Genomic DNA, 24,625 nt, shown 5'->3' on the forward strand with positions numbered 1-24,625 from the left:
GTCACTATGGAAAATTCTAACCGTAAACCTGGCGTGATTAAGCGGGTCTGGCAATGGTGGCGTCGCCCCAGCCGCCTGGCGATCGGCACGTTGCTGTTAATCGGTTTTGTTGGCGGCATTATTTTCTGGGGCGGTTTCAACACCGGGATGGAAAAGGCCAACACCGAAGAGTTCTGTATCAGCTGCCACGAAATGCGCAACACCGTCTATCAGGAATACATGGAAACCGTGCACTACAACAACCGCAGCGGCGTTCGCGCCACCTGTCCTGACTGTCACGTTCCGCACGAGTGGGGCCCGAAAATGATCCGTAAGATCAAGGCCAGTAAAGAGCTGTACGGGAAGGTGTTCGGCATTATCGATACTCCGCAGAAGTTTGAAGATCACCGCCTGACAATGGCGCAGAGCGAGTGGCGACGGATGAAAGACACCAATTCGCGGGAGTGCCGTAACTGCCACAACTTCGAATTTATGGATCTCACCGCTCAGAAAGGCGTTGCCGCCAAAATGCACGACCAGGCAGTGAAAGAGGGGCAAACCTGTATCGACTGCCACAAAGGGATTGCGCATAAACTCCCGGATATGCGCGAAGTGAAACCGGGCTTTTAATAATGAGTGGGTATGCTTGAAGCCAGAGAACTGCTCTGCGAGCGGGATGACAGAATACTGTTCAGTGGGCTGTCGTTTCGCGTGAACGCAGGGGAATGGGTACAAATTACCGGGGGCAACGGCGCGGGGAAAACCACCCTTTTGCGGTTGCTCACCGGGCTGGCGCGCCCCGACGCAGGGGAAGTGTGCTGGCAAGAGCAGGCGTTGCACCGCGTGCGCGACAGCTACCATCAAAATCTGTTGTGGATTGGACATCAGCCGGGGATTAAAACCCGGCTTTCGGCGTTGGAGAACCTGCGCTTTTTCCACCATGACGGCGATACGGCGCAGTGTCTGGCCGCGCTGGCGCAGGCGGGGCTGGCCGGATACGAAGACATCCCCGTCAACCAGCTTTCCGCTGGACAGCAACGGCGCGTGGCGCTGGCGCGTCTGTGGCTAACCCGCGCGACGCTCTGGATCCTCGACGAGCCGTTTACCGCCATTGATGTCAATGGCGTTGAACGTCTGACGCAGCGCATGGCTGAACATACACAGCAGGGCGGGATCGTCATCCTCACCACGCACCAGCCGCTGAATGTCGCGACTGACAAAATACGGCGCATCGCGCTGACCGGCGAGAGGGCAGCGCAATGATGTGGCAAATCTTTCGTCTTGAGCTGCGCGTGGCGTTTCGCCATAGCGCGGAAATCGCTAACCCGCTGTGGTTCTTTCTGATTGTTATCACGCTTTTCCCGCTGAGCATTGGCCCGGAGCCGCAGCTGCTGGCGCGTATTGTTCCCGGCATTATCTGGGTGGCGGCGTTGCTCTCCTCGCTGCTGGCGCTGGAGCGTCTGTTTCGCGATGACTTACAGGACGGCAGCCTGGAGCAACTGATGCTCCTGCCGCTGCCGTTACCGGCGGTGGTGCTGGCGAAAGTGATGGCGCACTGGGTGGTGACCGGTCTGCCGCTGCTGATCCTCTCTCCGCTGGTGGCGTTATTGCTGGGAATGGATATGTACGGCTGGCAAATCATGGCGCTGACTCTGCTGCTTGGCACGCCGACCCTGAGTTTTCTTGGCGCGCCGGGCGTGGGGTTAACGGTGGGCCTGAAACGCGGCGGCGTATTGCTGAGCGTGCTGGTGCTGCCGCTGACCATTCCGTTACTGATTTTCGCCACTGCGGCGATGGATGCGGCCTCCATGCATTTGCCCGTTGAGGGATACATGGCGATTTTGGGCGCGTTGCTGGCGGGCAGCGCAACGTTAAGCCCTTTTGCTACGGCGGCAGCGTTACGTATCAGCATGCAGTAGCGCGGTCTTTGACTGGCGACAAACTGTAGGATGCCGGATGACGTTACGCTTATCAGGAAAGTCTGTAGGTCTGATAAGGCGTCTTTGCCATCATCCGGCATAACTGAAGTTTCATTCGTTTTGATTGAATCTGGTGACTGAACTATGTGGAAAACACTTCATCAACTGGCGATTCCCCCACGGCTTTATCAGATCTGTGGCTGGTTCATCCCGTGGCTGGCGATAGCCAGCGTGGTGGTGCTGGCGGTGGGCTGGGTCTGGGGGTTTGGCTTCGCGCCTGCGGATTATCAGCAGGGGCAAAGCTACCGCATCATCTACCTGCATGTCCCGGCGGCGATCTGGTCGATGGGGATTTACGCCTCGATGGCGGTCGCCGCATTCATCGGTCTGGTCTGGCAAATGAAAATGGCTAACCTGGCGGTGGCGGCGATGGCGCCTGTTGGCGCGGTGTTTACCTTTATCGCACTGGTTACCGGTTCCGCCTGGGGCAAACCGATGTGGGGAACCTGGTGGGTATGGGACGCGCGATTGACCTCTGAACTGGTACTGCTGTTCCTGTACGTCGGGGCGATAGCGTTGTGGCACGCCTTTGACGATCGCCGCCTGGCGGGGCGCGCGGCGGGCATTCTGGTGCTGATTGGCGTCGTTAATTTGCCGATCATCCACTACTCGGTGGAGTGGTGGAATACGCTACATCAGGGATCAACTCGTATGCAGCAGAGCATTGACCCGGCGATGCGCGCGCCGCTGCGCCTGGCGATTATCGGTTATCTGCTGCTGTTTATCACGCTGGCGCTGATGCGGATGCGTAACCTGATTTTGTTAATGGAAAAACGTCGCCCGTGGGTGAGTGAACTGATTTTAAAAAGAGGCCGCCAATGACCAGCGCATTTGCATCCTGGAGTGATTTCTTTGCTATGGGCGGTTACGCCTTTTATGTCTGGCTGGCGGTTGTGATGACCGTGATCCCACTGGCGGCGCTGGTGGTGCATACCGCCATGCAGCACCGCGTGATTTTGCGCGGTGTGGCGCAGCAGCGAGCGCGTGAAGCGCGGATGCGTGCGGCGCAGGCGCAGCGGGAGGCCGCATGAATCTCCGTCGTAAAAATCGTTTGTGGATAGCCTGCGCGGTGCTGGCCGGTTTGGCTCTGACTATCACGCTGGTACTTTATGCGCTGCGTTCCAATATCGACCTGTTCTATACGCCAGGCGAAATTCTCTACGGTAAACGCGAAACGCACCAACTGCCTGAAGTGGGGCAACGCCTGCGCGTCGGCGGCATGGTCATGCCCGGAAGCGTGAAGCGCGACCCGGATTCGCTGAAAGTGAATTTCAGCATCTACGACGCCGAAGGCGTGGTGGATGTGACGTACGAAGGAATTCTGCCGGATCTGTTCCGCGAAGGGCAGGGCGTGGTGGTGCAGGGGGAACTGGGCGAGAAAAACCATGTGCAGGCGAAAGAGGTGCTCGCCAAACATGATGAAAACTATACCCCGCCGGAAGTTGAAAAAGCGATGCAGGAAAACCATCGTCGCCCGGAAAGCGTTTATAAGGATAAAGCATCATGATGCCTGAAATTGGCAACGCGCTGCTGTGTCTCGCACTCGGCGTGGCGCTGTTGCTGTCCGTTTATCCGCTGTGGGGCGTGGGGCGCGGCGATGTGCGCATGATGGCCTCGGCGAGGCCATTCTCCTGGCTGCTGTTTATCCTGGTGATGGGCGCGTTTCTGGTGCTGATCAATGCCTTCGTGGTGAATGATTTTACCGTTACCTATGTCGCCAGCAACTCCAACACGCAACTGCCGGTCTGGTATCGCGTCGCCGCGACCTGGGGAGCGCACGAAGGGTCGCTTCTGCTATGGGTATTGCTGATGAGCGGCTGGACGTTTGCCGTGGCCGTGTTCAGTCAGCGGATGCCGCTGGATATCGTCGCCCGCGTACTGGCGGTGATGGGAATGGTCAGCGTCGGTTTTCTGCTGTTTATTCTGTTCACCTCCAACCCGTTTTCCCGTACGTTGCCCAACTTTCCGATTGAAGGGCGCGACCTGAATCCGCTGTTGCAGGACCCGGGGCTGATCTTCCACCCGCCGCTGCTCTATATGGGCTATGTCGGTTTCTCGGTGGCGTTCGCGTTCGCGATCGCCGCGCTGATGAGTGGGCGTCTGGACAGCACCTTTGCCCGCTTTTCCCGCCCCTGGACGCTGGCCGCATGGGTATTCTTAACGCTGGGTATCGTGCTTGGCTCTGCCTGGGCCTATTACGAGCTGGGCTGGGGCGGCTGGTGGTTCTGGGACCCGGTGGAAAACGCCTCATTTATGCCGTGGCTGGTGGGCACCGCGTTGATGCACTCCCTGGCGGTGACTGAACAGCGCGCTAGCTTCAAAGCCTGGACGCTTCTGCTTTCAATATGCGCCTTCTCACTCTGCCTGCTCGGTACTTTCCTGGTGCGTTCTGGCGTACTGGTGTCGGTGCATGCTTTTGCCTCCGATCCATCGCGCGGGATGTTTATTCTCGCCTTTATGGTACTGGTGATCGGCGGTTCGCTGCTGCTGTTCGCGACGCGCGGACACAAGGTTCGCTCGCGGGTGAATAACGCGCTCTGGTCACGTGAGTCACTGCTGTTAGCCAATAACGTCCTGCTTATCGCCGCCATGCTGGTGGTGTTGCTGGGAACATTGCTGCCGCTGGTGCATAAACAGCTCGGTCTGGGCAGTATTTCAATCGGCGAACCGTTTTTTAATACCATGTTCACCTGGCTGATGGCGCCGTTCGCGCTGCTGCTGGGCATCGGGCCGCTGGTTCGCTGGGGACGTGACAGACCGCGCAAGTTGCAGCGGTTGTTGGTTATCGCGCTGGTGAGCACGTTAGTGTTGTCGATGCTGCTGCCGTGGCTGTTTGAAGACAAGATTGCCGCCATGACGGTGGTCGGGCTGGCGATGGCGTGCTGGGTATTTGTGCTGGCGGTAGCGGAAGTCGCGCAGCGTGTTTCGCGCGGTACGAAAATGACGCTCAGCTACTGGGGAATGGTCGCCGGGCACGTTGGGCTGGCGGTGACGATTGTCGGCATTGCGTTTAGCCAAAACTATAGCGTGGAACGTGATGTCCGCATGAAAGCGGGCGACAGCGTCAGCATCCACGACTATCAATTCACCTTCCGTGAAGTGAAGGAGATTACCGGCCCGAATTATCGCGGCGGGGTGGCGATTATCGGCGTGACGCGGGAAGGTAAAGCAGAAGCGACGTTGCATGCGGAAAAACGTTTTTATAACAGCACCAGCTCAATGATGACGGAAGCGGCGATCGATGGCGGGATCACCCGCGATCTGTATGCCGCTCTCGGCGAAGAGCTGGACAATGGCGCATGGGCGGTGCGCCTGTATTACAAACCGTTTATCCGCTGGATCTGGGCGGGAGGGCTGTTGATGGCGCTTGGCGGGTTGTTCTGCCTGTTTGATCCGCGCTATCGCCAGCGTTCATGCCCGCAAAAAACCGCGCCGGAGGCTGTATGAAGCGCAACGTACTGTTAATACCTTTCGTCATTTTTCTGGTTATTGCGGCGGCGTTGCTGTGGCAGCTGGCGCGTAATGCGGAAGGGGACGATCCGACGAATCTGGAATCGGCGCTGATTGGCAAACCGGTGCCGACCTTCCGTCTCGAATCGCTGGAAAATCCTGGTCAGCATTATCAGGCAGACGTGCTAACGCAGGGGAAACCGGTGCTGCTCAACGTGTGGGCGACCTGGTGCCCGACCTGCCGCGCTGAACATCAGTATCTGAATCAGCTGTCTGCGCAGGGAATTCGCGTGGTTGGTCTGAATTACAAAGACGATCGCCAGAAAGCGATTACCTGGCTGAAAGAGTTAGGGAATCCTTATGCGTTAAGCCTGTTTGATGGCGACGGTATGCTTGGGCTGGACCTGGGCGTTTACGGCGCGCCGGAAACCTTTCTGATCGACGGCAAAGGGATCATTCGTTATCGCCATGCAGGCGATCTGAACGCCAGGGTATGGGAAAGTGAAATAAAACCGCTCTGGGAGCAGTACAGCAAGGAGGCCGCGCAATGAGATTCTTACTGGGCGTGCTGATGCTGGTGATCTCCGGCTCGTCGCTGGCTGCCATTGATGTTATGCAGTTCAAAGATGAAGCGCAGGAGCAGCAGTTCCGCCAGCTCACCGAGCAGCTGCGCTGCCCGAAATGCCAGAACAACAGCATCGCGGACTCTAACTCGATGATTGCCACCGACCTGCGTCAGAAGGTTTATGAACTGATGCAGGAAGGTAAAAGCAAGCAGGAGATCGTTGATTACATGGTGGCGCGCTACGGTAACTTCGTCACCTACGATCCGCCGCTGACGCCGCTTACCGTGCTGTTGTGGATCTTGCCGATTGCCGCTATTGGTGCTGGCGGCTGGATTATCTTCGCCCGTTCGCGGCGGCGCGTACGTGTAAAACAGGAAACCTTTTCTGATGAGGTGACGCCGAAGGGACGCCAGGCAGGATTATGGCTGTTTGCTCCCGGGGTTGTGATCGCGCTGATTGTCGGGGCGGTAAGTTACTACCAGACCGGTAACTATCAGCAGGTAAAAATCTGGCAACAGGCTACGGCGCAGACGCCAGCGCTGCTGGAGCGCGCGCTGGACCCTGATGCGCAGCCGCTGAATGAAGAAGAGATGACACGCCTGGCGCTTGGTTTGCGTACCCGACTGCAAAGCGATGCTGGCAATGTGGAAGGCTGGATTATGCTTGGGCGTATCGGCATGGTGCTGGGGAATGCCAGCACGGCGACGGAAGCGTATGCCAATGCGTACAGACTGGACCCCAAAAATAGCGATGCCGCATTAGGGTATGCGGAAGCGCTGACCCGTTCTTCCGATCCTGATGATAATCGTCGGGGAGGGGAGCTGTTGCGCCAGCTGGTGAGAAGCGATCATGCCAATATTCGGACGTTGAGTATGTATGCGTTTAATGCCTTCGAGCAGCAGCGTTTCGGCGAGGCGGTCGCAGCCTGGGAGATGATGCTGAAATTGCTGCCCGCCAATGATTCCCGCCGGGCAGTGATTGAACGCAGTATTAAGCAGGCATTAGCGCAGCTTTCGCCGCAGGCGGAATAAATGAGTGTGGCAAGGCCGGACGGTACTTGCCACGCGGCTTGTAGGCCCGATAAGCGTAGCGCCATCGGGCATATCTTGTTACTGCATTCCGCGTGTTTGTAAAAAGAGAATGGTCGCCGCGACGCGCGAGCGCACGTTCAGCTTTCGCAGTAAATTACGAATATGCACCTTAACCGTCTGCTCAGAAATATTCAGCACGGAGGCAATCTGTTTGTTCGACAGTCCCTGAGCCAGTTCGTGCAGCACGTCCAGTTCGCGTTCAGTGAGCACGCTAAAGGGATCTTCCTCTGCGCCAAACAGTTCCCGTTCGCGCAGGTATTCGCTGACGCGATCGCTGAATACCTTGCCGCCGTTGGCGCCAGCACGAATCGCTTCCAGCAGCACTTCCGGGTCGCTGTCTTTCAGTAAATAGCCGTCCGCTCCGGCATCAATCAGCGCGTACACGTCACTGGCAGAGTCGGAAACCGTCAGGATAATGATCTGTGCGGTGACGCCATCCCGACGCAGCGCATTCAGCGTATCAAGCCCGCTCAGGCCTTTCATATTCAGGTCAAGCAGGATCAGATCAAGATCGAGACGGCTTGCCAGATCGATAGCACTCGCCCCATCGCCAGCTTCGGCAACGACATTAAATGCGGTATCCAGTTCCAGTAATTGACGAATACCTCGTCGCATAAGTGGATGATCGTCCACAATAAGCACCTGAAAAGGCGTTGCTTCAGGCATACTATTCTCCTGAGTACATACTCGTATCATTATTGTTTTTAGCGCGAAAATCGTCCAGATTCATCGCGTTGATGAGAGAATAAATTTTACCCTATTTTGGGCATGGGTAAGTAGTAAAACCTTTTGATTATGCGGTGTTAGCACGGTAGTGGAAGGGAACGGCAGGCATAAAAAAACCAACCGCAAGAGGTTGGTTTTTCTAAGGGATTTTGGTCGGCACGAGAGGATTTGAACCTCCGACCCCCGACACCCCATGACGGTGCGCTACCAGGCTGCGCTACGTGCCGACTTGTGGATGCCAATACTACCGCTTTCCACCACGAATGCAAGGGGATGTCTTGCTAACTGATTTATAATTAATCAGTTAGCAATGAATCGTTTCTCGTCGGTCAGTACCTGCAACAACAGGCTCAGCTGCGGCTTCTGGTCTTTGATCTTCTCGCCGTGTAGATCGTACGTCTGATAGGTGCCGTTATTGTTCAGTACCAGCGTCATTTCCGGCGTGGTAATCGCCAGCGTACTGCCGTCCGCCGCGGTCACCCAGTAATGGCGGCGCGTGGCGTTGAACAGATCCTGTCCCTGCGAGTACTCATTGGCTGGCGTACTGACGTGCAACAGTCGCTGCATCAGCGTCGTCATCAAATCCGTATGGTCGGTCAGAGTGTTGATTCGCTGCGCTGGCGTGCCCGGCCAGTGAATGATCAACGGCACTTGCAGATGGCCGCGAGACCAGGCGAAATGGCTCTCTTCCTGCGCTAACGGTACGCCGCGACCGCCCGTAATGATCACCACGGTGTTGTTGAGTTTCCCTGCGTCACGCAGTGCGCTGAGCACCCGGTTAATCTGGGCATCCACGTTCTCTGCGGCGCGGGCATACCGTTTCGCAAAGTCTTTCTGGTTGCTGTCGTCAACGTTTGTGCCGTTGAAGGAAACCCATGAGAACCAGCGGTTATCTTCCTGGGCGTAACGTCCTAACCAGTTAATCCACTGGCTTGCCGTCTGCTCGTCGGACTGCGTTTGCACGGTTGGCATGGAGAAGTCTGACAGCAGCGCCTGGCGGTAGAGCGGGCTGGTGAAGCCGTCAGAAGAGAATAACCCTAACTGATAGCCTTGCTGGTTCAGCGCCGAGATCAGCGCGGCAGGCGTTCTGGTTGACAGAATACCGTCCATATAGCTGGGCGATACGCCATAGAACAGACCAAATATTCCATTGTCAGACGTGTTGCCTGAACTCATGTGGCGCGTGAACGACGTATTCTGTTCGGCGAATGCGGCCAACGCGGGCATCTGTTTTTCATAGCGGGAGTAGTTCAGCGCGTCGACCGTAATTAACAGTACGTTCTGGCCGGTGCCCATGTCGCGATACTGCAAATCGCTCAGCGGATACTGAACGGAAACGGCTTCCGGGTTGCCTTGTTCCACCAGACGGCGCTGATACTCCTGCGCATCCAGCAGGCCATGTTTTTCCAGAAAACGGCGCGCCGTCATCGGGTATGACAGCGGTAAATTCGCGCGCTGCATGGTGATCGGGCGATAGAAGTTGGCGTCTGCCCAGATATACACCACATGCGAAGCGATAAATGAGACGAAAAAGAATGCGGCAAGCGGTTTGGCGAAATGGCGGCGTCGCGTCAGGCTGCGCAGCTTTTGCCAGCTCCAGGTCGCAAACAGCATTTCGATTAACAGGATGACCGGCACGCTAATAAACATCAGCTGCCAGTCGCGTGCCATCTCGTTCTGGTCGGGGTTAATGACCAGTTCCCAGACAATGGGATTCAGGTGCAGGTGGAAGCGGGTAAAAACTTCGCTGTCGATCAGCAACAGCGTCATACCCGCCGTCGCCAGGATGGCTGACAAAAAACGCATCAGCCGCTGGGACATGACAATAAATGTCAGAGGAAACAGGATCAGCAGGTAGGCGGCGAACACCAGAAAGCTGAAGTGCCCGACAATGCTCAGGTACGAGTAAATACGCCCTGCAAGCGTTGTCGGCCAGTCTGCGACAAACAGGTAACGGCTACCGAGCACCATGGCCAGCAGAATGTTGAACAGTGCAAACCAGTGCCCCCAGCTAACCATCTGGGAGACTTTTTCACGGTAGCGCTGACGATGAGTTACCATAAATAGCCGTTCGTTTCCCTTAATGCGCTTTGTCGTCGTTAATTGAAGACTGTAATGCGCGGGCAAAAGAGTTCGCAATCGCCTGGCGTTGAGCCGGTGCGATGCTGGTGTTGATAAGGTTGGTGACCATGTTTCCCAGCACCATCAGGGAAAGGTCGGTCGGTGCCTTATGTTTTTCCAGTACGTTGAGCAGGTCACTCAGTAATTGTTCAACGTGTTCGTCACTATAGCGGGAGTGTTGTGGCATAAATCGCAATCAGTTTGTTCATGAAAGGGCAACATATTACCGTAGCAACAGTTTTTTTTCTGCTTTTTTATCTCCTGTTGCGTCACCGCCCGTCAGGTGATTGAATACCGCCCGGTCATAAAGGAGAGTTTATCATGAGTCTGGATATCAACCAGATTGCCCTGCACCAGCTTATCAAACGTGATGAGCAAAATCTTGAGCTGGTCTTGCGCGATTCATTACTGGAGCCGACAACCACCGTTGTCGATATGGTGGCTGAACTGCACCGGGTCTATAGCGCCAAGAACAAAGCGTACGGCCTGTTCAGCGAAGAGAGTGAACTGGCGCAAACGCTGCGGTTGCAGCGTCAGGGCGAGGAGGATTTTCTTGCCTTTAGCCGTGCGGCGACCGGCCGTTTACGCGACGAACTGGCGAAATACCCGTTTGCGGACGGCGGTATTGTCCTGTTCTGCCATTACCGTTATCTGGCGGTGGAGTATCTGCTGGTGGCGGTGCTGAACAACTTAAGCAGCATGCGCGTGAATGAGAACCTGGATATCAACCCGACGCACTATCTGGATATTAACCATGCGGATATTGTGGCGCGTATCGATTTGACCGAATGGGAAACGAACCCGGAATCCACCCGTTATCTGACCTTCCTGAAAGGCCGGGTAGGGCGCAAAGTGGCCGATTTCTTTATGGATTTCCTGGGCGCCAGCGAAGGGCTGAACGCGAAAGCGCAAAACCGGGGGCTGTTGCAGGCGGTGGACGATTTCACCGCAGAAGCGCAGCTGGACAAAGCTGAACGTCAGAATGTCCGTCAGCAGGTGTACAGCTACTGCAATGAGCAATTGCAGTCTGGTGAAGAGATTGAACTTGAATCGCTGTCGAAAGAGTTATCCGGCGTCAGTGAAGTCAGCTTCAGAGAATTTACCGCTGACAAAGGCTATGAGCTGGAAGAGAGTTTCCCGGCGGACCGCAGCACGCTGCGTCAGCTGACGAAATATGCCGGGAGCGGCGGTGGGTTAACCATCAACTTCGACGCCATGCTGTTAGGCGAGCGGATTTTCTGGGACCCGGCGACCGATACGCTGACGATCAAGGGAACGCCGCCAAACCTGCGCGATCAGCTCCAGCGTCGGACGTCCGGCGGTAATTAACGGTTTTGACGTTATGTGTTGTAACGCCGGATAGCGGTGCAGGCACCTTATTCGGCTTACGGTTCATCGCCTTGTCGCGCACTATAAAAAAACCCCGCCGTGGCGGGGTTTTTCTTCAACTTGTTGGCGATTACGCGCGAACGAAGTCGATGTGAGTCAGCTTCGGCTTGAACGCGTGACGCTGTACAGCCTGAGCTTTAACTTTTACTTCTTTACCGTCAACAACGATGGTCAGAACTTCGCTGTAGAACTCAGCTTTAGCTTGCATGTTCATAACCTGGTCGTGGTCCAGTTCGATAGCAATCGGGGCTTCAGCGCCACCGTAGATGATTGCCGGGAACTTGTTAGCGGCGCGCAGGCGGCGGCTCGCACCCTTACCCTGCTCTTTACGTACTTCTGCGTTGATAGTAAACATTTAAATCTCTCTTAAATAATTCCTGTTACAGGCGACCCAGCAACAGGTAAGTGATCTGCTTTGCGTATGCAAAAGCGGGCGAGATTCTATACTCAAATGGCTATCACATCAATCAAAAGTACGATTAACCGCGCAATTCATGTGCCCGCCGGAAGCGGCCTTCATAATCGAAGACTTTTTCGCGCACCTGCCAGTACTGGCCTTTCATGCGGGCGACGACAAAATCAGGGTGGCGAAGCAGCGCCTGTTGCGCCAGGATATCCGCCGCAGCGATCCAGCGTAACGGAATACCCGGCGTGCGGGTATGCGGGCGAATAAACAACTGTTCAAAGGCGGTGCGTTGGGCGGGCGTCTGCAATCGGAAGCGCTCACTCACATCGGCGCCGTCCTCATCGTAGTAGGTGATTTTCAGCCATTCGCCTTTCTCATCATGCCCGTGTTGTAACGCCATCCCACTACAGCGCAATACCAGCGCATCTTTGAGTTTTAGCGCCGCTTTCAGCATATCGTCCGGGTCGACCAGAATCGTGTCGCACTCCCGGCAGCGCCGGGCGGCGATATCGTTTTCCGCGTTGCACTGCGGGCAGTTTTTAAAGCGGAAGCGAAAATCGCACTGTTCGCGATGCCCGTCATCATCTTCAAACCAGCCCTGGCAGCGGCGACCGAAATGCTCAATCAGCGTGCCGTCAGCGGTGGTTTTCCCCCAGAAGGTATTGGCGAACCCGCAGGCAGGGCAGAACACCTGCACGGGAACGTTGTCACTTTTGCCTTTTGGCGTGCCCACTTCCGGCGCATACAGATCGTGCGGGTTTCCGGCATAGTCGAGGATCAGACAGTCGGTTTTTCCAGGCGCAAGCCGCAGACCGCGCCCCACGATTTGTTGGTAAAGACTGACTGACTCTGTCGGGCGCAGGATAGCGATAAGATCGACATGCGGCGCGTCAAACCCGGTCGTCAGCACGGCGACGTTCACCAGGTAGCGAAAGCGCTGGGCTTTGAAATCGTTAATCATCACGTCGCGCTCTGCGCCCGGCGTGTCCCCGGTAATCAGCGCCGCATCATCGGTGGGCAGCAAACCCACGATCTCTTTGGCATGTTCGACGGTGGCGGCGAAAATCATCACCCCTTTGCGGGTTTGGGCAAATTCAACAATCTGGCTGATGATGTGCGGGGTCACGCGCTGCTGCTTTTTCAGCTCGCGATTGAGGTCAGCTTCGCTGAACAGGCCGTTACTCTGTGCCTGCAGGCGGCTAAAATCATACTGCACCACGGGCATATCCAGACGCTCCGGCGGCGTCAGATAACCATGTTTAATCATGTAGCGCAGCGGTAACTCATAAATGCAGTCGCGAAAGAGCGCTTTTTCGTCGCCGCGCACCATGCCGTGGTAATGGAAATGATAAATCCAGCCTTTGCCTAACCGGAAAGGGGTGGCCGTCAGGCCGAGCAGACGTAAGTGGGGGTTCACTTTACTCAGGTGCGCCAGGATTTGCTGATACTGACTCTCTTCATCGTCGCCGATGCGGTGACATTCATCGACAATCAGCAGCGAAAACTCGCCCTGGAAGGCGTCAAGGTTACGGGCGACCGACTGCACGCTGCCAAACACCACCTTGCCGTGGCTCTCTTTACGCTTCAGACCGGCGGCGAAAATGTCGGCCTCCAGCCCCAGCGCGCAATATTTGGCATGGTTTTGCGCGACCAGCTCTTTTACATGCGCCAGCACCAGCACGCGCCCACGCGCCACTCGCGCCAGCTCGGCAATCACCAGACTTTTGCCTGCGCCGGTTGGCAGGACAATCACGGCAGGCGTGCGGTGGCGGCGAAAATGGTTGAGCGTGGCATCCACGGCTTCTTGCTGGTAAGGACGAAGTGTAAAAATCATGGTCTCACTACGATGAACGGTACAGGGAATAGTATGCCATGAATCATTTCCCTTGAGCGATGGTTAGAGCCCGTTATACTGGATGGACAACGGCTTCATTTTTCGGGCGTTATGCCCGATTTCCGTATTATTACAGGCAAAATCAAACTCATGCGACTTGATAAATTTATCGCTCAGCAACTCGGCGTCAGCCGTGCTATTGCCGGGCGTGAGATTCGTAGTAACCGTGTTATCGTCGATGGCGAAATCATCCGAAACGCGGCGTTTAAACTCCTGCCAGAACATAATGTCGAGTACGATGGCAACACGCTGGTTCAGCAAAATGGTCCGCGCTACTTTATGCTTAATAAGCCTCAGGGCTATGTCTGTTCAACGGACGACCCGGATCATCCCACGGTACTCTATTTCCTTGATGAACCTGTCGCGTACAAGCTGCATGCCGCCGGGCGGCTGGATATCGACACCACGGGGCTGGTGTTGATGACGGATGATGGCCAGTGGTCGCACCGGATCACCTCTCCGCGCCATCATTGCGAGAAAACCTATCTGGTCACGCTGGAATTGCCGGTAGCTGCGGATACCGCCGAACAGTTTGCCAAAGGCGTGCAACTGCATAATGAGAAAGACCTCACCAAACCGGCCGTGCTGGAGGTGATCACCCCGACGCAGATGCGTCTGACCATTAGCGAAGGGCGCTACCACCAGGTGAAGCGGATGTTCGCTGCCGTGGGGAACCATGTTGTCGAACTGCACCGCGAACGCATCGGCGCAATTGTGCTGGATGACGACCTCGAACCTGGCGAGTATCGCCCGTTGACCGAAGAAGAAATCGCCAGCGTTGGTTTATAGACCCGGTGAGCCAGGCGCTTTACGTCCCGCTAAATTCAGGAGTTCATTTGTGACCACCCGGCAGCACTCATCCTTTGCCATTGTTTTTATCCTTGGCCTGTTAGCCATGCTGATGCCGCTGTCGATTGATATGTATCTTCCGGCGCTACCGGTGATTTCTGCCCAGTTTGGCGTACCGGCGGGCAGCGCGCAGATGACCCTCAGTACCTATATTCTGGGGTTCGCCGTGGGGCAGCTTATTTACGGCCCGATGGCGGACAGTCTCGGGCGCAAGCCGGTTATCCTCGGCGGGACGCTGGTGTTTGCGGCGGCGGCGGTGGCATGCGCGCTGGCGCAGACTATCGACCAGTTGATCATCATGCGTTTCTTCCACGGTCTTGCCGCCGCTGCGGCGAGCGTGGTGATCAATGCTCTGATGCGCGATATCTACCCGAAAGAAGAGTTCTCCCGCATGATGTCATTCGTCATGCTGGTGACGACAATCGCGCCGCTGATGGCGCCGATTATTGGTGGGTGGGTTCTGGTGTGGTTGAGCTGGCATTACATCTTCTGGATTCTGGCGGTGGCGGCGATTCTGGCATCGGTGATGATCTTCTTGTTGATTAACGAGACGCTTCCCGTTGAACGCCGTCAGCCGTTCCATATTCGTACCACGATAGGGAACTTTGCCTCGCTGTTCCGACACAAACGCGTACTAAGCTATATGCTGGCCAGCGGATTTAGCTTTGCGGGAATGTTCTCGTTCCTCAGCGCCGGCCCGTTTGTGTATATCGAGATTAACCATGTGTCGCCGCAGCATTTTGGCTATTACTTTGCGCTGAACATTGTGTTCTTGTTTGTGATGACCATTATCAACAGCCGCTTCGTGCGCCGGGTTGGGGCGTTGAATATGTTCCGTACCGGGCTATGGATTCAGTTTGTGATGGCGGCCTGGATGGTATTCAGCGCGCTGTTTGGCGTGGGCTTTTGGGCGCTGGTGGTTGGCGTCGCGGCGTTTGTCGGATGCGTTTCTATGGTCTCTTCAAACGCGATGGCCGTTATTCTGGATGAATTTCCGCATATGGCGGGCACCGCCTCGTCGCTGGCCGGTACGTTCCGGTTTGGCATTGGCGCGATTGTTGGGGCGCTGCTGTCGCTGGCAACTTTTACCTCCGCCTGGCCGATGATTTGGTCGATTGCTTTCTGCGCAACCTGCTCCATTCTCTTCTATCTCTACGCCAGCCGCCCGAAAAAACGGTGATCTAATACACAACATGGAAGCCGGAAGGCTTCCTTTGTTGACGTACATCAACGTCAAATCCATCATTTTTTCCATTTATGTTTATTTTATGTAAAATCAATTTATGTAAAAAGTCACATCATTGTAGTTAAAAAGGTTGAGTTAGATCGCAGAAACGGGTACATATAGCCCGCAAATACGTCCGGCACTGGCAAAAAATATTTTAATAACGGGCTGTACAGGCCGCTCAGACCAGGGATGTAAGCGTTTTCGATCTGTTTAAGGACGGGTTGTCAATGATGTGTTAATATGGATGTAAATAAATTGTGAAGTGAATGTGCTTCCGGGGAAAGAAAGTGACTACATTACAACTCTCAATCATTCATCGTTTACCGCAGAACTATCGGTGGTCAACGGGTTTTGCAGGTTCAAAAGTTGAACCGATTCCGCAAAACGGGCAGAACACAGAAAACAGTCTGGTGGCGCTCAAACTCCTGAGCCCCGATGGTGACAGCGCATGGCCGGTGATGCATACACTTAGCCAGGCGCTTAGCGACATCGAAGTGCCTTGCTCCGTTTTGGAGTGCGAAGGCGAGCCGTGCCTGTTTGTTAATCGTCAGGACGAATTTGCCGCGACCTGCCGCCTGAAAAATTTCGGCGTAGCGATAGCGGAACCCTTTTCGAACAACAATCCTTTTTGAGCGTCAGCTTAGCGCGAGCAACTGACGCGTATACTCCTGTTGTGGTGCGGTAAAGACACGCTCACATTGCCCCTGTTCCACCACTTCTCCTTGTCGCAGTACAATGACCTGATGGCATAATGCGCGCACAACATGCAGATCGTGGCTGATGAAAATGTAAGCCAGGCGATGCTTTTGTTGTAAAGATTTCAACAGCGCCAGGATTTGTGCCTGAACCGTTTTGTCCAGCGATGATGTCGGTTCATCCAGAACAATCAGCGATGGTTTCAGTATTAGCGCCCTGGCGATAGCGATACGCTGGCGCTGGCCGCCGGAAAATTCCGCCGGGTAACGATGGCGCGTTTCAGCATCCAGACCCACTTCCTTCATGACGGCGATAACCTGTTCTTCGCGCTGCCCGGCAGAAAGGGCCGGTTGATGGACGCGTAAGCCTTCTTCAATAATTTGCAGTACGTTGAGGCGGGGGTTCAGCGATGAGTTCGGGTCCTGAAATACCACCTGAATACGGTGACGAACCGGCAGCAACTGACGGCGGGTTAAATTTTGCAACGGCTGGCCGTCAAAAGTGATGCTGCCCTGCGAACGAATCAACCGCAGTAAGGCCAGACCGGTGGTGCTTTTTCCTGACCCGGATTCACCGACCAGCCCCAGCGTTTCACCGGGTCGAAGCGCGAAACTCACTTCATTAACCACGACGTTATGATCCACCACGCGTTTCAGAACCCCTTTTCGAATCGGGAATGCGACGCGAAGCTGGCTCACTTCCAGCAGCGGCGACGACTCACCGGGCAATGGAACCGGGGAGCCGGTGGGTTCGCTGTTCAGCAACTTTTGCGTATAGGGGTGCTCAGGCGCGCTAAGCAACGGCAACGCACGGTTTTGCTCCACGCATCGTCCGTTTTGCATCACCGCCACGGCGTCCGCCAGTTTTTTCACAATGCTGAGATTATGGGTGATAAACAGCATACCCATATTCAGTTCGCGTTGCAGTTCACGCAGTAGTTGCAGGATTTGCGCCTGTACGGAGACATCCAGAGCGGTCGTGGGTTCATCGGCGATTAACAGTTCAGGATGCGTGAGCAACGCCATTGCGATCATCACGCGCTGGCGTTCGCCGCCTGAGAGCTGATGGGGATAATCGCTCAGCCGTTTCGCGGCCTGACGAATCCCTACGCGATCCAGGCAGCTCAGGATTTCGGCCCTGGCGGCCTCACGGCGCATTCCCCGGTGCAGGGACAGCACTTCGTAGAGCTGTTTTTCCAGCGTATGCAACGGGTTTAGCGATACCATCGGTTCCTGAAAAATCATGGCGATTTTATTGCCCCGCACGCCGCGCAGCGTCTGCTCGCTGGCGTGGAGCAATGACTCGCCATGAAAACGGATATCGCCCGCGAGATACACCGCAGGCGGAGAGGGCAGCAACCGCAGAATCGACAGCGCGGTGACGCTTTTACCGGAGCCGGATTCGCCCACCAGCGCCAGCGTTTCGCCTGCGTCAACCTGTAGAGAGATGTCGTTAACAACCGTGCGCACGTTCTCCTGATGGCGAAAACCTACCGATAAATTCTCAATAGTTAACAGAGGATGCGTCATCTTATACCGCCTTGTTGGGATCAAACGCGTCGCGTACTGCTTCGCCAATAAAAATCAGCAGCGACAATAACACCGCGACGGACAGGAACGCGGTGATCCCAAGCCACGGCGCCTGCAAATTATTTTTACCTTGCAGGAGTAATTCGCCGAGGGAAGGGGAACCGAGCGGCAGGCCAAATCCGAGAAAATCCAGCGACGTCAATGTGGTAATCGAGCTGCACAAAATGAACGGTAAAAAGGTCAGCGTGGCGACCATCGCGTTGGGCAGCATGTGACGCAGGATAATGCTGCGATCGCTGACGCCCAGCGCCTGCGCGGCGCGGATGTAGTCGAAATTGCGCGTGCGCAGGAATTCCGCGCGAACCACCCCGACCAGGCTCATCCAGCCAAACAGGACGGTAATAGCCAGCAGCCACCAAAAATTGGGTTGCACCACGCTTGAGAGCAGAATAATCAGAAACAGCGTCGGCATTCCTGACCACACTTCGATGAACCGTTGCCCCCACAGGTCGATTTTTCCGCCGTAATACCCCTGCAACGCGCCTGCCAGCACGCCCATTACGCTGGAGCAGAGGGTAAGCATCAAACCAAACAGGATAGAGATTCGCGTGCCGTAGAGGATGCGCGCCAGCACGTCGCCGCCATTCGCGTCGGTTCCCAGCCAGTTTTGTGTGGACGGCGGAGAGGGGAAGGGTTTATCAGTGGCAAAGTTGATGCTGGTGGCGCCAAAACGCACGGGCGCCCACAGCACCCATCCGTGGTTTTCAAGCTTTTTGCAGCCAGGGGTCCTGATAATCCGCCTGCGTTGCGAACGGCCCGCCGAAATCGCTTTCGCTGTAGTTTTTGACCAGCGGAAAGTACCAGCTTCCCTCATAGCGCACCAGCAGCGGTTTATCGTTGGCGACCAGTTCGGCGCACAAACTCAGGCCAAACAGCACCAGGAAAATCCACAGTGACCAGTACCCCCGGCGATTATGACGAAAACGCGCCCAGCGGGCCTGGTTTGCAGGGCTTAATCGCGGCATCAGCGTCCCTCAAAATCAATGCGTGGATCAACCAGCGTATAGCTGATATCGCTCAGGATATTCAGCAGCAAGCCGATCAGGGTGAAAATGTATAACGTGCCAAACATTACCGGGTAGTCGCGTGACACGGTCGCTTCGTAGCCCAGCAACCCCAGCCCGTTTAAGGAAAACATCACTTCAATGAGCAGCGAACCGGTGAAAAACATGCTGATAAAGGTGGCGGGAAAACCGGCGATTACCAGCAGCATGGCGTTGCGGAAAACGTGCTTCCACAGAATGTTTTTTTCGCTCACCCCTTTTGCACGCGCGGTGACAACGTACTGTTTGCGGACTTCATCCAGAAAAGAGTTTTTGGTCAACATGGTCAGCGCGGCGAACCCGCCGATCACCGTCGCCAGTACCGGTAACGTGATATGCCAGAGGTAGTCGGTAATTTTCTGATACCAGGGCAGGGAATCAAAATTGGCGGATACCAGGCCGCGCAGCGGGAAGAGGTCGTAATAGCTACCGCCAGCAAAGAAAACGATCAATAAGATGGCGAACAGGAAGGCGGGGATAGCGTAGCCAACGATGATAAAAGCGCTGCTCCAGATGTCGAAACGGCTGCCGTTATATACCGCTTTGCGGATGCCCAACGGGATCGACACCAGATAAATGATGAGCGTACTCCACAATCCGAGCGTAATGGACACGGGCAGACTGTCTTTGATTAACGTCAGTACGGATGCGCTGCGAAACAGGCTGTCGCCGAAATCGAAACGAACATAGTCCCAGAGCATTTTAAAGTAGCGCTCATGAACAGGCTTATCAAAGCCGTAGCGATGCGTGATCTCCGCGATCACCTCGGGATCTAACCCACGTCCGCCGCGATAGTGGCTGTCGCTAATATTCCCTACGCCGGTCTGGGCGTGGCTGGCGCGAACGCCTTCGCTACCGGCGCCGGGCAAGGCACCAGACTGGCCGAATTCAATGGCCGCGATCGCCTGGTCAACCGGGCCGCCCGGTGCGATCTGGACAATAAAAAAGTTGATTGTAATGATGGCCCACAGCGTCGGGATCACCAGTAACAGACGTCGAATCAGGTAGGCGCCCATTTATTCTCCCTGTCGTCTGGCGGCGGGAAGTTTTGCCGCTTTGTTGACGTCATACCACCAGGTATCCAGTCCAATGGTGTAGATCGGCCGAATGGCCGGATGGGAAAATTTATCCCACCAGGCGAGCCTGTCTTCCGCCATATACCACATTGGCAGCATGTAGTAATTCCAGGTCAATACCCGATCCAGCGCCCGCCCGAGGGGAACCAGCTTTGTTTTATCGCCCTGGGCGGCAATGATTTGGGCAATCAGTTTATCAATGACCGGGCTTTGCACGCCTGGCGCGTTATAGCTGGAGTCAATGTATTCAGACGCCCAGGATATTTGTAGATCGGAGCTGGGCCACGGCATGGCGCGCCACAGTCGCGGCATCATGTCGTAGTCGCGACTGCGCATACGGTTGGTGATTTGCGAGTTATCAACCTGGCGGATGTTCATCGTGATGCCAAGACGCTGCAAATTATGCTGGAAGGGGAGAACCCACTGGCTGTTGCCGCCTGCCGGAAGCAGCAGTTCAAAGCTCAGCGTTTTGCCGGTCGCGCTGTTAACGCGTCGCTGGCCTTTCAGTACCCATCCCGCCTCTGTGAGTAATTTATCGGCCTTCAGCAGGTTTTCCCGATCGTAGCCATCGCCGTTTGAGACTGGCGGCTGATAAATCCGGGTAAAGACCTCCGGCGGCAGATCCTTTTTCATGGGTGCGAGTAAGACCAGTTCGTCCGCACTGGGGTAGTTTCTGGCGGCATACTCGGTATTCTGGAAATAGCTGTTTGCCCGGCTCCAGGCATTATAAAACAATGCCTTGTTCATCCATTCGAAATCAAATGCCAGGGTTATCGCTTCACGCACGCGACGATCGTTAAATACCGGACGCTGAATATTAAAGGCCAGCCAGCGCGTATCCTGTGCGGATTCATTTTTCTGTTCGTCTTTAACGATGTAATGGTTATCGAAGTTTTTACCGGTGTAGCGCGTCGCCCAGTTTTTCGCGTCATTCTCCAGACGCAGGTCAAACGCCCCGGCCTTAAAGGCTTCAAACGCAACGTTGTCATCAAGGTAGTAGTCGTAGCGGATGGTATCAAAGTTCCAGCGCCCCCGGTTTACCGGCAGGTTAGCAGCCCAATAGTTTTTTACCCGGGAATAGACAATGTACTGGCCCATTTTCCACTGGGTTATGCGGTACGGGCCGCTGGCAAGAGGAGGCTTAGAGAGCGGGTCGCTGAGCTTATGAGCCTTCCAGAATTTTTCCGGCATGACCGGTAAAGAAAACAGGCTGAGCATATCCTCTTTACCGGGTTTGGCTAATTCAATGCGGACGGTAAGCGGAGCGATGGCTTTGACGGTCGTGCCTTTGTACACCAGACGAAATTGCGGCACGCCCTCGGTCATAAATTTATGGAAGGTGAAGGCGACGTCGCGGGCAGTGATGGGCGAACCATCATGAAAACGGGCGCGTGGGTTGATGGTCACTTCCACCCAGGAGTAATCCTCCGCATATCGCGCGTTGTCGGCAATGAGCGGGTAGTAGCTGCCGGGTTCATCGTCAGAGGTGGTAAAAAGCGTGTCGTAAAGCTGCTCGGTACGTGCGCCAGGATTACCGCGCATGGAATAGCGGTTGAAATTATCGAATGTCCCGGTCGCGGAAAGCGTTATCCGCCCCCCTTTTGGCGCCGCCGGATTGACATAATCGAAATGATTAAAATTGAAGGCGTATTTGGGTTCGCCAAGCACGGAAAAGGCGTAACTTTCTTTGATGGCCTGAGCCTGTACGCCAAAGCTGGCCAGGGCGACAAACAGAAGCATTACGCGAGCAATCATCGGAAAATGGTTTCCTTTTCTTATCACCTGCCACCGTCAGGCAAGCGTCAATCCTGAATAATAAGTGACGCAGCCTCTGTTGTGAATCCATTCGGGCAGAAGAGTGCCGTCACCATTTCGGCGCGGGCCGGGTATTCATCCAGTGAACGAAGTCCTCAAGCGCTAAAGGGCGGCTAATCCAGTACCCCTGGAGGAAGTTGACGCCATGATCGCGTAGCCATCGGGCCTGCTCCGGGGTTTCCACTCCTTCCGCAACGGTCAGCATATGCAGGCGCTTAGAGAGCATCAAAACCGCATCCAGAACTGGAGAGGTCACGGTTTCCGTACCAATCGCATTAATAAAGCCCCGGTCGATTTTCAGGTAGTCCAGCGTAAAGCGTTCCAGATAGATGAGGGCGCTATGGCCGGTGCCAAAATCATCAATTGCGATTTCGAATCCAGCACAGTGCAGCCACTCAAATAATTTAGCCGCTTCATGTTGATTGAGCATATCGCGTTCGGTAATTTCCAGTACGATCTGAAAATGATGCGGCGGTAAGGATTCCGCCAGGAGACGGATGTCCTCTTTAAAGCTGTTGCTGTGCAGGTGGTCAGGCGCGATATTGATGCCAAACTTTGCCCCGACAGGCAGTACCTTCTGCAACGCGGGGGCGTCGCGCGCCACGAGTTTAAACAGATGCTGGGTGAGCGGCACAATAAGCTGCTGGGCTTCTGCGTAATGAATAAACGCGTCAGGCGGGATTTCGCCTGCCGTAGGGTGACGCCAGCGTAACAGCACTTCCAGACCCGTGACCCTGAGCGTTTGGGTATCAACGACCGGTTGATAGACCACATAAAATTGTTCGCGCTTGATAGCCACCAGGATCTCTCGCCCCGGCTTCAGGCGGATAGAGCTGATGTAGTAGCAGAGCAGGGCGGCGATGATACCGCTCATACTGCCCAGCAGCAGGGCATAGCCCACGTCGTTATAGGTCCAGCTGTCGGCGTATAACTGTATCTTCAGCGGCAGCCCTTTTATTGTCGCCTGGCGCGAAGGCGTACCCGACAGCTCTTCCACGGTCATTAAATGCGAAGAAAACGTCGAGAGCACGGTATCGCCAATAATTAATGCGATGCCATCAAAATCTTCCTGTCGGGCGGTGTAAATAAGGTAGGGCGTCAGGTTGATATTCAGCGAGGTAAATACGCCGCTCTCTTTTAATAACGGGTTGCGATACCAAATCGCCATCGCTGGTTTATCCGGCATCATCGGCGTGCCGGGAAGTATCGCCATATCAATCTCTTTGCGGATGTCGATATTGGATACCAGGTCGGTAAGCGGCGTGTCCATCGATCCGGTTGCCGACGAGCAGAAGGCGATTTTGTCTTTGACGAGCAAAAAGGCGCGCACATTCAGGCTAAAAGCGGCGCGGGAGGTCAGCTCGGAAGAGACTTGCTGGCAGTCATTAAGCGTCAGGGGCTGTAACACATCCGTCGTGGCTTTAAGGTCGGCGAAGTAGCTCACCAGATAATGTTGTACGTCGGATATCAGCGTGTCGTATTTGACTTCACGTTTATGCCATGACATTAAAAATTGCAGGCTACTGATAAGTAACGCGACGATGACCCCTGTGAGAATGCAGGTGAGCAGGATTTTTCGCGAGGACGAGGAGGCGCGTGTGAACATAGTTACTGGTTCTACCTGAGGTAACCGAATGCGATTAAAATGCTTGATTTAAAAGACTATAACCTGGATTAAACCGCATCGTCATACTTTTCTACAGGGATGCGATAGAACGCAAAAAAAGCACCGCCGAAGCAGTGCTTTTTATGTGTCTCGTCAGGATTGCCAAGGGATAGCGGTCAGACGAAAAATTAACTGCGGCTCAGAACCCGGCGCCCTTCGTTGTAACGTTTTTTCCAGTAAGGCTCGTTCATGCTGGAAATAATAACGCCGCTACTGGTAGACGCATGAACAAACTGGTTGTTGCCGATGTAGATGCCTACATGACGGCCCGTCGAACCGGCGCGGAACAGAACCAGATCGCCCGTGCGCAGGTTATTGCGCGAAACGGATTTGCCCATTTCCTGCTGCTCATAGGTTGAGCGAGGCAGTTCTAAACCAAATTGTTCACGGAATGTACGCTGTACAAAGCTGGAACAATCGACACCTTTTTTGGTGCTGCCGCCAAGGCGGTAACGCACGCCTTTCCAGTCAGCATACTGATCCATAATCCGCGATTTAACATCGAGGTTACGCACCATATTTTCAAATTCATCCTGAGAGGCTTGCAGTGAAGAGTTATCTCCATTGCCCACAGCATGCGTCTCAGAATGCACGTTCTTTGCGGTATTTGTAGTGCTACATGCAGAAAGCAGAACCGCCACTGCAATCGCGGGAATTCCCCGCAGGATATATCTCAAAATCGGTTGAGACCTGACCATGTTGTTTGTTTTCCCTTGAAGTCCTTAACGACAAATATCGTTATAAAAATGCCAAACGTGACGAGACTAATTACCTGCGCACAATGAGACAATTCTTTAAGGTCAAATCTGTGGCGGAACGCACAAATTTATTCGCAAAGAGAATAATTATCCAGCGAGGCAAAACGAGTTTAAGATTACCCGATCGTTGCTGCCATTGCGAGCAGTTTGGCGGGATTTTTTATAAGAAATTATGATACTGAAAGTGAATTAGTGGCATTGGCTAAATTAAACGCAAATGAGGCGAATAACAGGCAATGCGTTCATTTTCAACGGGAAGAAGATGACAGGAAGATGACGGCGGGGCGGGAAATAATCGACGATC

At 54.8% G+C, this 24,625-nt stretch carries 23 protein-coding genes, 1 tRNA gene and 1 pseudogene; 13 read left to right on the top strand and 12 right to left on the bottom strand.

Annotated features, from left to right (window positions below):
• Positions 1 to 6 precede the first annotated feature (6 nt).
• From napC to OGV67_RS06275, 9 genes are all read left to right on the top strand, one after another.
• Positions 7 to 609 carry a cytochrome c-type protein NapC gene (gene napC / locus OGV67_RS06235; protein WP_012131552.1) on the top strand — a complete coding sequence of 201 codons (603 nt, stop codon included), beginning with the start codon at positions 7 to 9 and terminating at the stop codon, positions 607 to 609.
• Between the two features lie 6 nt (positions 610 to 615).
• Positions 616 to 1,242 carry a cytochrome c biogenesis heme-transporting ATPase CcmA gene (gene ccmA, locus OGV67_RS06240; RefSeq protein WP_102949630.1) on the top strand — a complete coding sequence of 209 codons (627 nt, stop codon included), beginning with the start codon at positions 616 to 618 and terminating at the stop codon, positions 1,240 to 1,242.
• Positions 1,239 to 1,898 carry a heme exporter protein CcmB gene (ccmB, locus tag OGV67_RS06245; RefSeq protein ID WP_012131555.1) on the top strand — a complete coding sequence of 220 codons (660 nt, stop codon included), beginning with the start codon at positions 1,239 to 1,241 and terminating at the stop codon, positions 1,896 to 1,898. The genes ccmA and ccmB overlap by 4 nt, the downstream gene beginning before the upstream one ends.
• 144 nt (positions 1,899 to 2,042) lie before the next feature.
• Positions 2,043 to 2,780: a heme exporter protein CcmC gene (ccmC, locus tag OGV67_RS06250; protein ID WP_104868428.1), complete on the top strand. Its 738-nt coding sequence runs from the start codon at positions 2,043 to 2,045 to the stop codon at positions 2,778 to 2,780.
• Positions 2,777 to 2,989 carry a heme exporter protein CcmD gene (gene ccmD, locus OGV67_RS06255; protein ID WP_012131557.1) on the top strand — a complete coding sequence of 71 codons (213 nt, stop codon included), beginning with the start codon at positions 2,777 to 2,779 and terminating at the stop codon, positions 2,987 to 2,989. The genes ccmC and ccmD overlap by 4 nt, the downstream gene beginning before the upstream one ends.
• Positions 2,986 to 3,465, top strand: coding sequence for a cytochrome c maturation protein CcmE (gene ccmE / locus OGV67_RS06260; protein ID WP_047462435.1), 480 nt, complete (start codon positions 2,986 to 2,988; stop codon positions 3,463 to 3,465). The genes ccmD and ccmE overlap by 4 nt, the downstream gene beginning before the upstream one ends.
• Positions 3,462 to 5,405 (top strand): heme lyase CcmF/NrfE family subunit, encoded by a 1,944-nt coding sequence (locus tag OGV67_RS06265; RefSeq protein WP_115614674.1) that lies wholly within the window; start codon positions 3,462 to 3,464, stop codon positions 5,403 to 5,405. The genes ccmE and OGV67_RS06265 overlap by 4 nt, the downstream gene beginning before the upstream one ends.
• Positions 5,402 to 5,959 (top strand): thiol:disulfide interchange protein DsbE, encoded by a 558-nt coding sequence (gene dsbE / locus OGV67_RS06270; protein WP_012131561.1) that lies wholly within the window; start codon positions 5,402 to 5,404, stop codon positions 5,957 to 5,959. Before OGV67_RS06265 ends, dsbE begins: the two co-directional genes overlap by 4 nt.
• Positions 5,956 to 7,005: a cytochrome c-type biogenesis protein CcmH gene (locus tag OGV67_RS06275; protein ID WP_047462441.1), complete on the top strand. Its 1,050-nt coding sequence runs from the start codon at positions 5,956 to 5,958 to the stop codon at positions 7,003 to 7,005. Before dsbE ends, OGV67_RS06275 begins: the two co-directional genes overlap by 4 nt.
• A gap of 78 nt (positions 7,006 to 7,083) precedes the next feature.
• Here OGV67_RS06275 and narP read toward each other — a convergent pair whose 3' ends face one another.
• The 4 genes from narP to OGV67_RS06295 all read right to left on the bottom strand — a co-directional run bounded on the left by narP (position 7,084) and on the right by OGV67_RS06295 (position 10,099).
• Positions 7,084 to 7,731: a nitrate/nitrite response regulator protein NarP gene (gene narP / locus OGV67_RS06280; RefSeq protein WP_012131563.1), complete on the bottom strand. Its 648-nt coding sequence runs from the start codon at positions 7,729 to 7,731 to the stop codon at positions 7,084 to 7,086.
• A 210-nt stretch (positions 7,732 to 7,941) separates the two neighbouring features.
• Positions 7,942 to 8,018 (bottom strand) — tRNA-Pro (locus tag OGV67_RS06285).
• Positions 8,019 to 8,091: 73 nt separating this feature from the next.
• Positions 8,092 to 9,852: an LPS biosynthesis-modulating metalloenzyme YejM gene (yejM, locus tag OGV67_RS06290; protein ID WP_012131564.1), complete on the bottom strand. Its 1,761-nt coding sequence runs from the start codon at positions 9,850 to 9,852 to the stop codon at positions 8,092 to 8,094.
• 19 nt (positions 9,853 to 9,871) lie between these two features.
• Positions 9,872 to 10,099 (bottom strand): YejL family protein, encoded by a 228-nt coding sequence (locus OGV67_RS06295; RefSeq protein ID WP_012131565.1) that lies wholly within the window; start codon positions 10,097 to 10,099, stop codon positions 9,872 to 9,874.
• A 134-nt stretch (positions 10,100 to 10,233) separates the two neighbouring features.
• Here OGV67_RS06295 and yejK point away from each other — a divergent pair, with 134 nt between their 5' ends.
• A complete protein-coding gene (gene yejK, locus OGV67_RS06300; protein ID WP_012131566.1) occupies positions 10,234 to 11,241 on the top strand; it encodes a nucleoid-associated protein YejK in 1,008 nt (335 codons plus the stop codon).
• Between the two features lie 130 nt (positions 11,242 to 11,371).
• Here yejK and rplY read toward each other — a convergent pair whose 3' ends face one another.
• On the bottom strand, positions 11,372 to 11,656 hold the full coding sequence (gene rplY / locus OGV67_RS06305) for a 50S ribosomal protein L25 (protein ID WP_012131568.1): 285 nt from the start codon (positions 11,654 to 11,656) through the stop codon (positions 11,372 to 11,374).
• Between the two features lie 124 nt (positions 11,657 to 11,780).
• On the bottom strand, positions 11,781 to 13,541 hold the full coding sequence (radD, locus tag OGV67_RS06310) for a DNA repair helicase RadD (RefSeq protein WP_115614675.1): 1,761 nt from the start codon (positions 13,539 to 13,541) through the stop codon (positions 11,781 to 11,783).
• Between the two features lie 150 nt (positions 13,542 to 13,691).
• Here radD and rsuA point away from each other — a divergent pair, with 150 nt between their 5' ends.
• The 3 genes from rsuA to OGV67_RS06325 all read left to right on the top strand — a co-directional run bounded on the left by rsuA (position 13,692) and on the right by OGV67_RS06325 (position 16,310).
• On the top strand, positions 13,692 to 14,390 hold the full coding sequence (gene rsuA / locus OGV67_RS06315) for a 16S rRNA pseudouridine(516) synthase RsuA (RefSeq protein ID WP_115615333.1): 699 nt from the start codon (positions 13,692 to 13,694) through the stop codon (positions 14,388 to 14,390).
• Positions 14,391 to 14,439: 49 nt separating this feature from the next.
• Positions 14,440 to 15,630, top strand: coding sequence for a Bcr/CflA family multidrug efflux MFS transporter (locus OGV67_RS06320; protein WP_024130168.1), 1,191 nt, complete (start codon positions 14,440 to 14,442; stop codon positions 15,628 to 15,630).
• 335 nt (positions 15,631 to 15,965) lie between these two features.
• Positions 15,966 to 16,310: a YejG family protein gene (locus tag OGV67_RS06325; RefSeq protein ID WP_024130169.1), complete on the top strand. Its 345-nt coding sequence runs from the start codon at positions 15,966 to 15,968 to the stop codon at positions 16,308 to 16,310.
• Positions 16,311 to 16,313: 3 nt separating this feature from the next.
• On the opposite strand, the gene yejF is transcribed toward OGV67_RS06325, so the two are convergent.
• From yejF to mepS, 6 genes and pseudogenes are all read right to left on the bottom strand, one after another.
• Positions 16,314 to 17,903 (bottom strand): microcin C ABC transporter ATP-binding protein YejF, encoded by a 1,590-nt coding sequence (yejF, locus tag OGV67_RS06330; protein ID WP_115614676.1) that lies wholly within the window; start codon positions 17,901 to 17,903, stop codon positions 16,314 to 16,316.
• A 1-nt stretch (position 17,904) separates the two neighbouring features.
• A pseudogene (locus OGV67_RS06335) lies at positions 17,905 to 18,928 on the bottom strand (ABC transporter permease).
• Entirely contained in the window at positions 18,928 to 20,022 is a 1,095-nt protein-coding gene (locus OGV67_RS06340; protein WP_012131578.1) for a microcin C ABC transporter permease YejB, read from the bottom strand. Before OGV67_RS06340 ends, OGV67_RS06335 begins: the two are co-directional and overlap by 1 nt.
• A complete protein-coding gene (locus OGV67_RS06345) occupies positions 20,023 to 21,837 on the bottom strand; it encodes an extracellular solute-binding protein (RefSeq protein ID WP_115614677.1) in 1,815 nt (604 codons plus the stop codon).
• Positions 21,838 to 21,946: 109 nt separating this feature from the next.
• Positions 21,947 to 23,503 (bottom strand): cyclic di-GMP phosphodiesterase, encoded by a 1,557-nt coding sequence (locus OGV67_RS06350; protein WP_104868436.1) that lies wholly within the window; start codon positions 23,501 to 23,503, stop codon positions 21,947 to 21,949.
• Positions 23,504 to 23,691: 188 nt separating this feature from the next.
• Positions 23,692 to 24,261, bottom strand: a complete 570-nt coding sequence (gene mepS / locus OGV67_RS06355) for a bifunctional murein DD-endopeptidase/murein LD-carboxypeptidase (RefSeq protein WP_012131581.1) — start codon at positions 24,259 to 24,261, stop codon at positions 23,692 to 23,694.
• Between the last annotated feature and the right edge of the window lie 364 nt (positions 24,262 to 24,625).

The organism is Citrobacter sp. CK188 (assembly GCF_030333525.1).
GTDB classification, from domain to species: domain Bacteria; phylum Pseudomonadota; class Gammaproteobacteria; order Enterobacterales; family Enterobacteriaceae; genus Citrobacter_B; species Citrobacter_B koseri.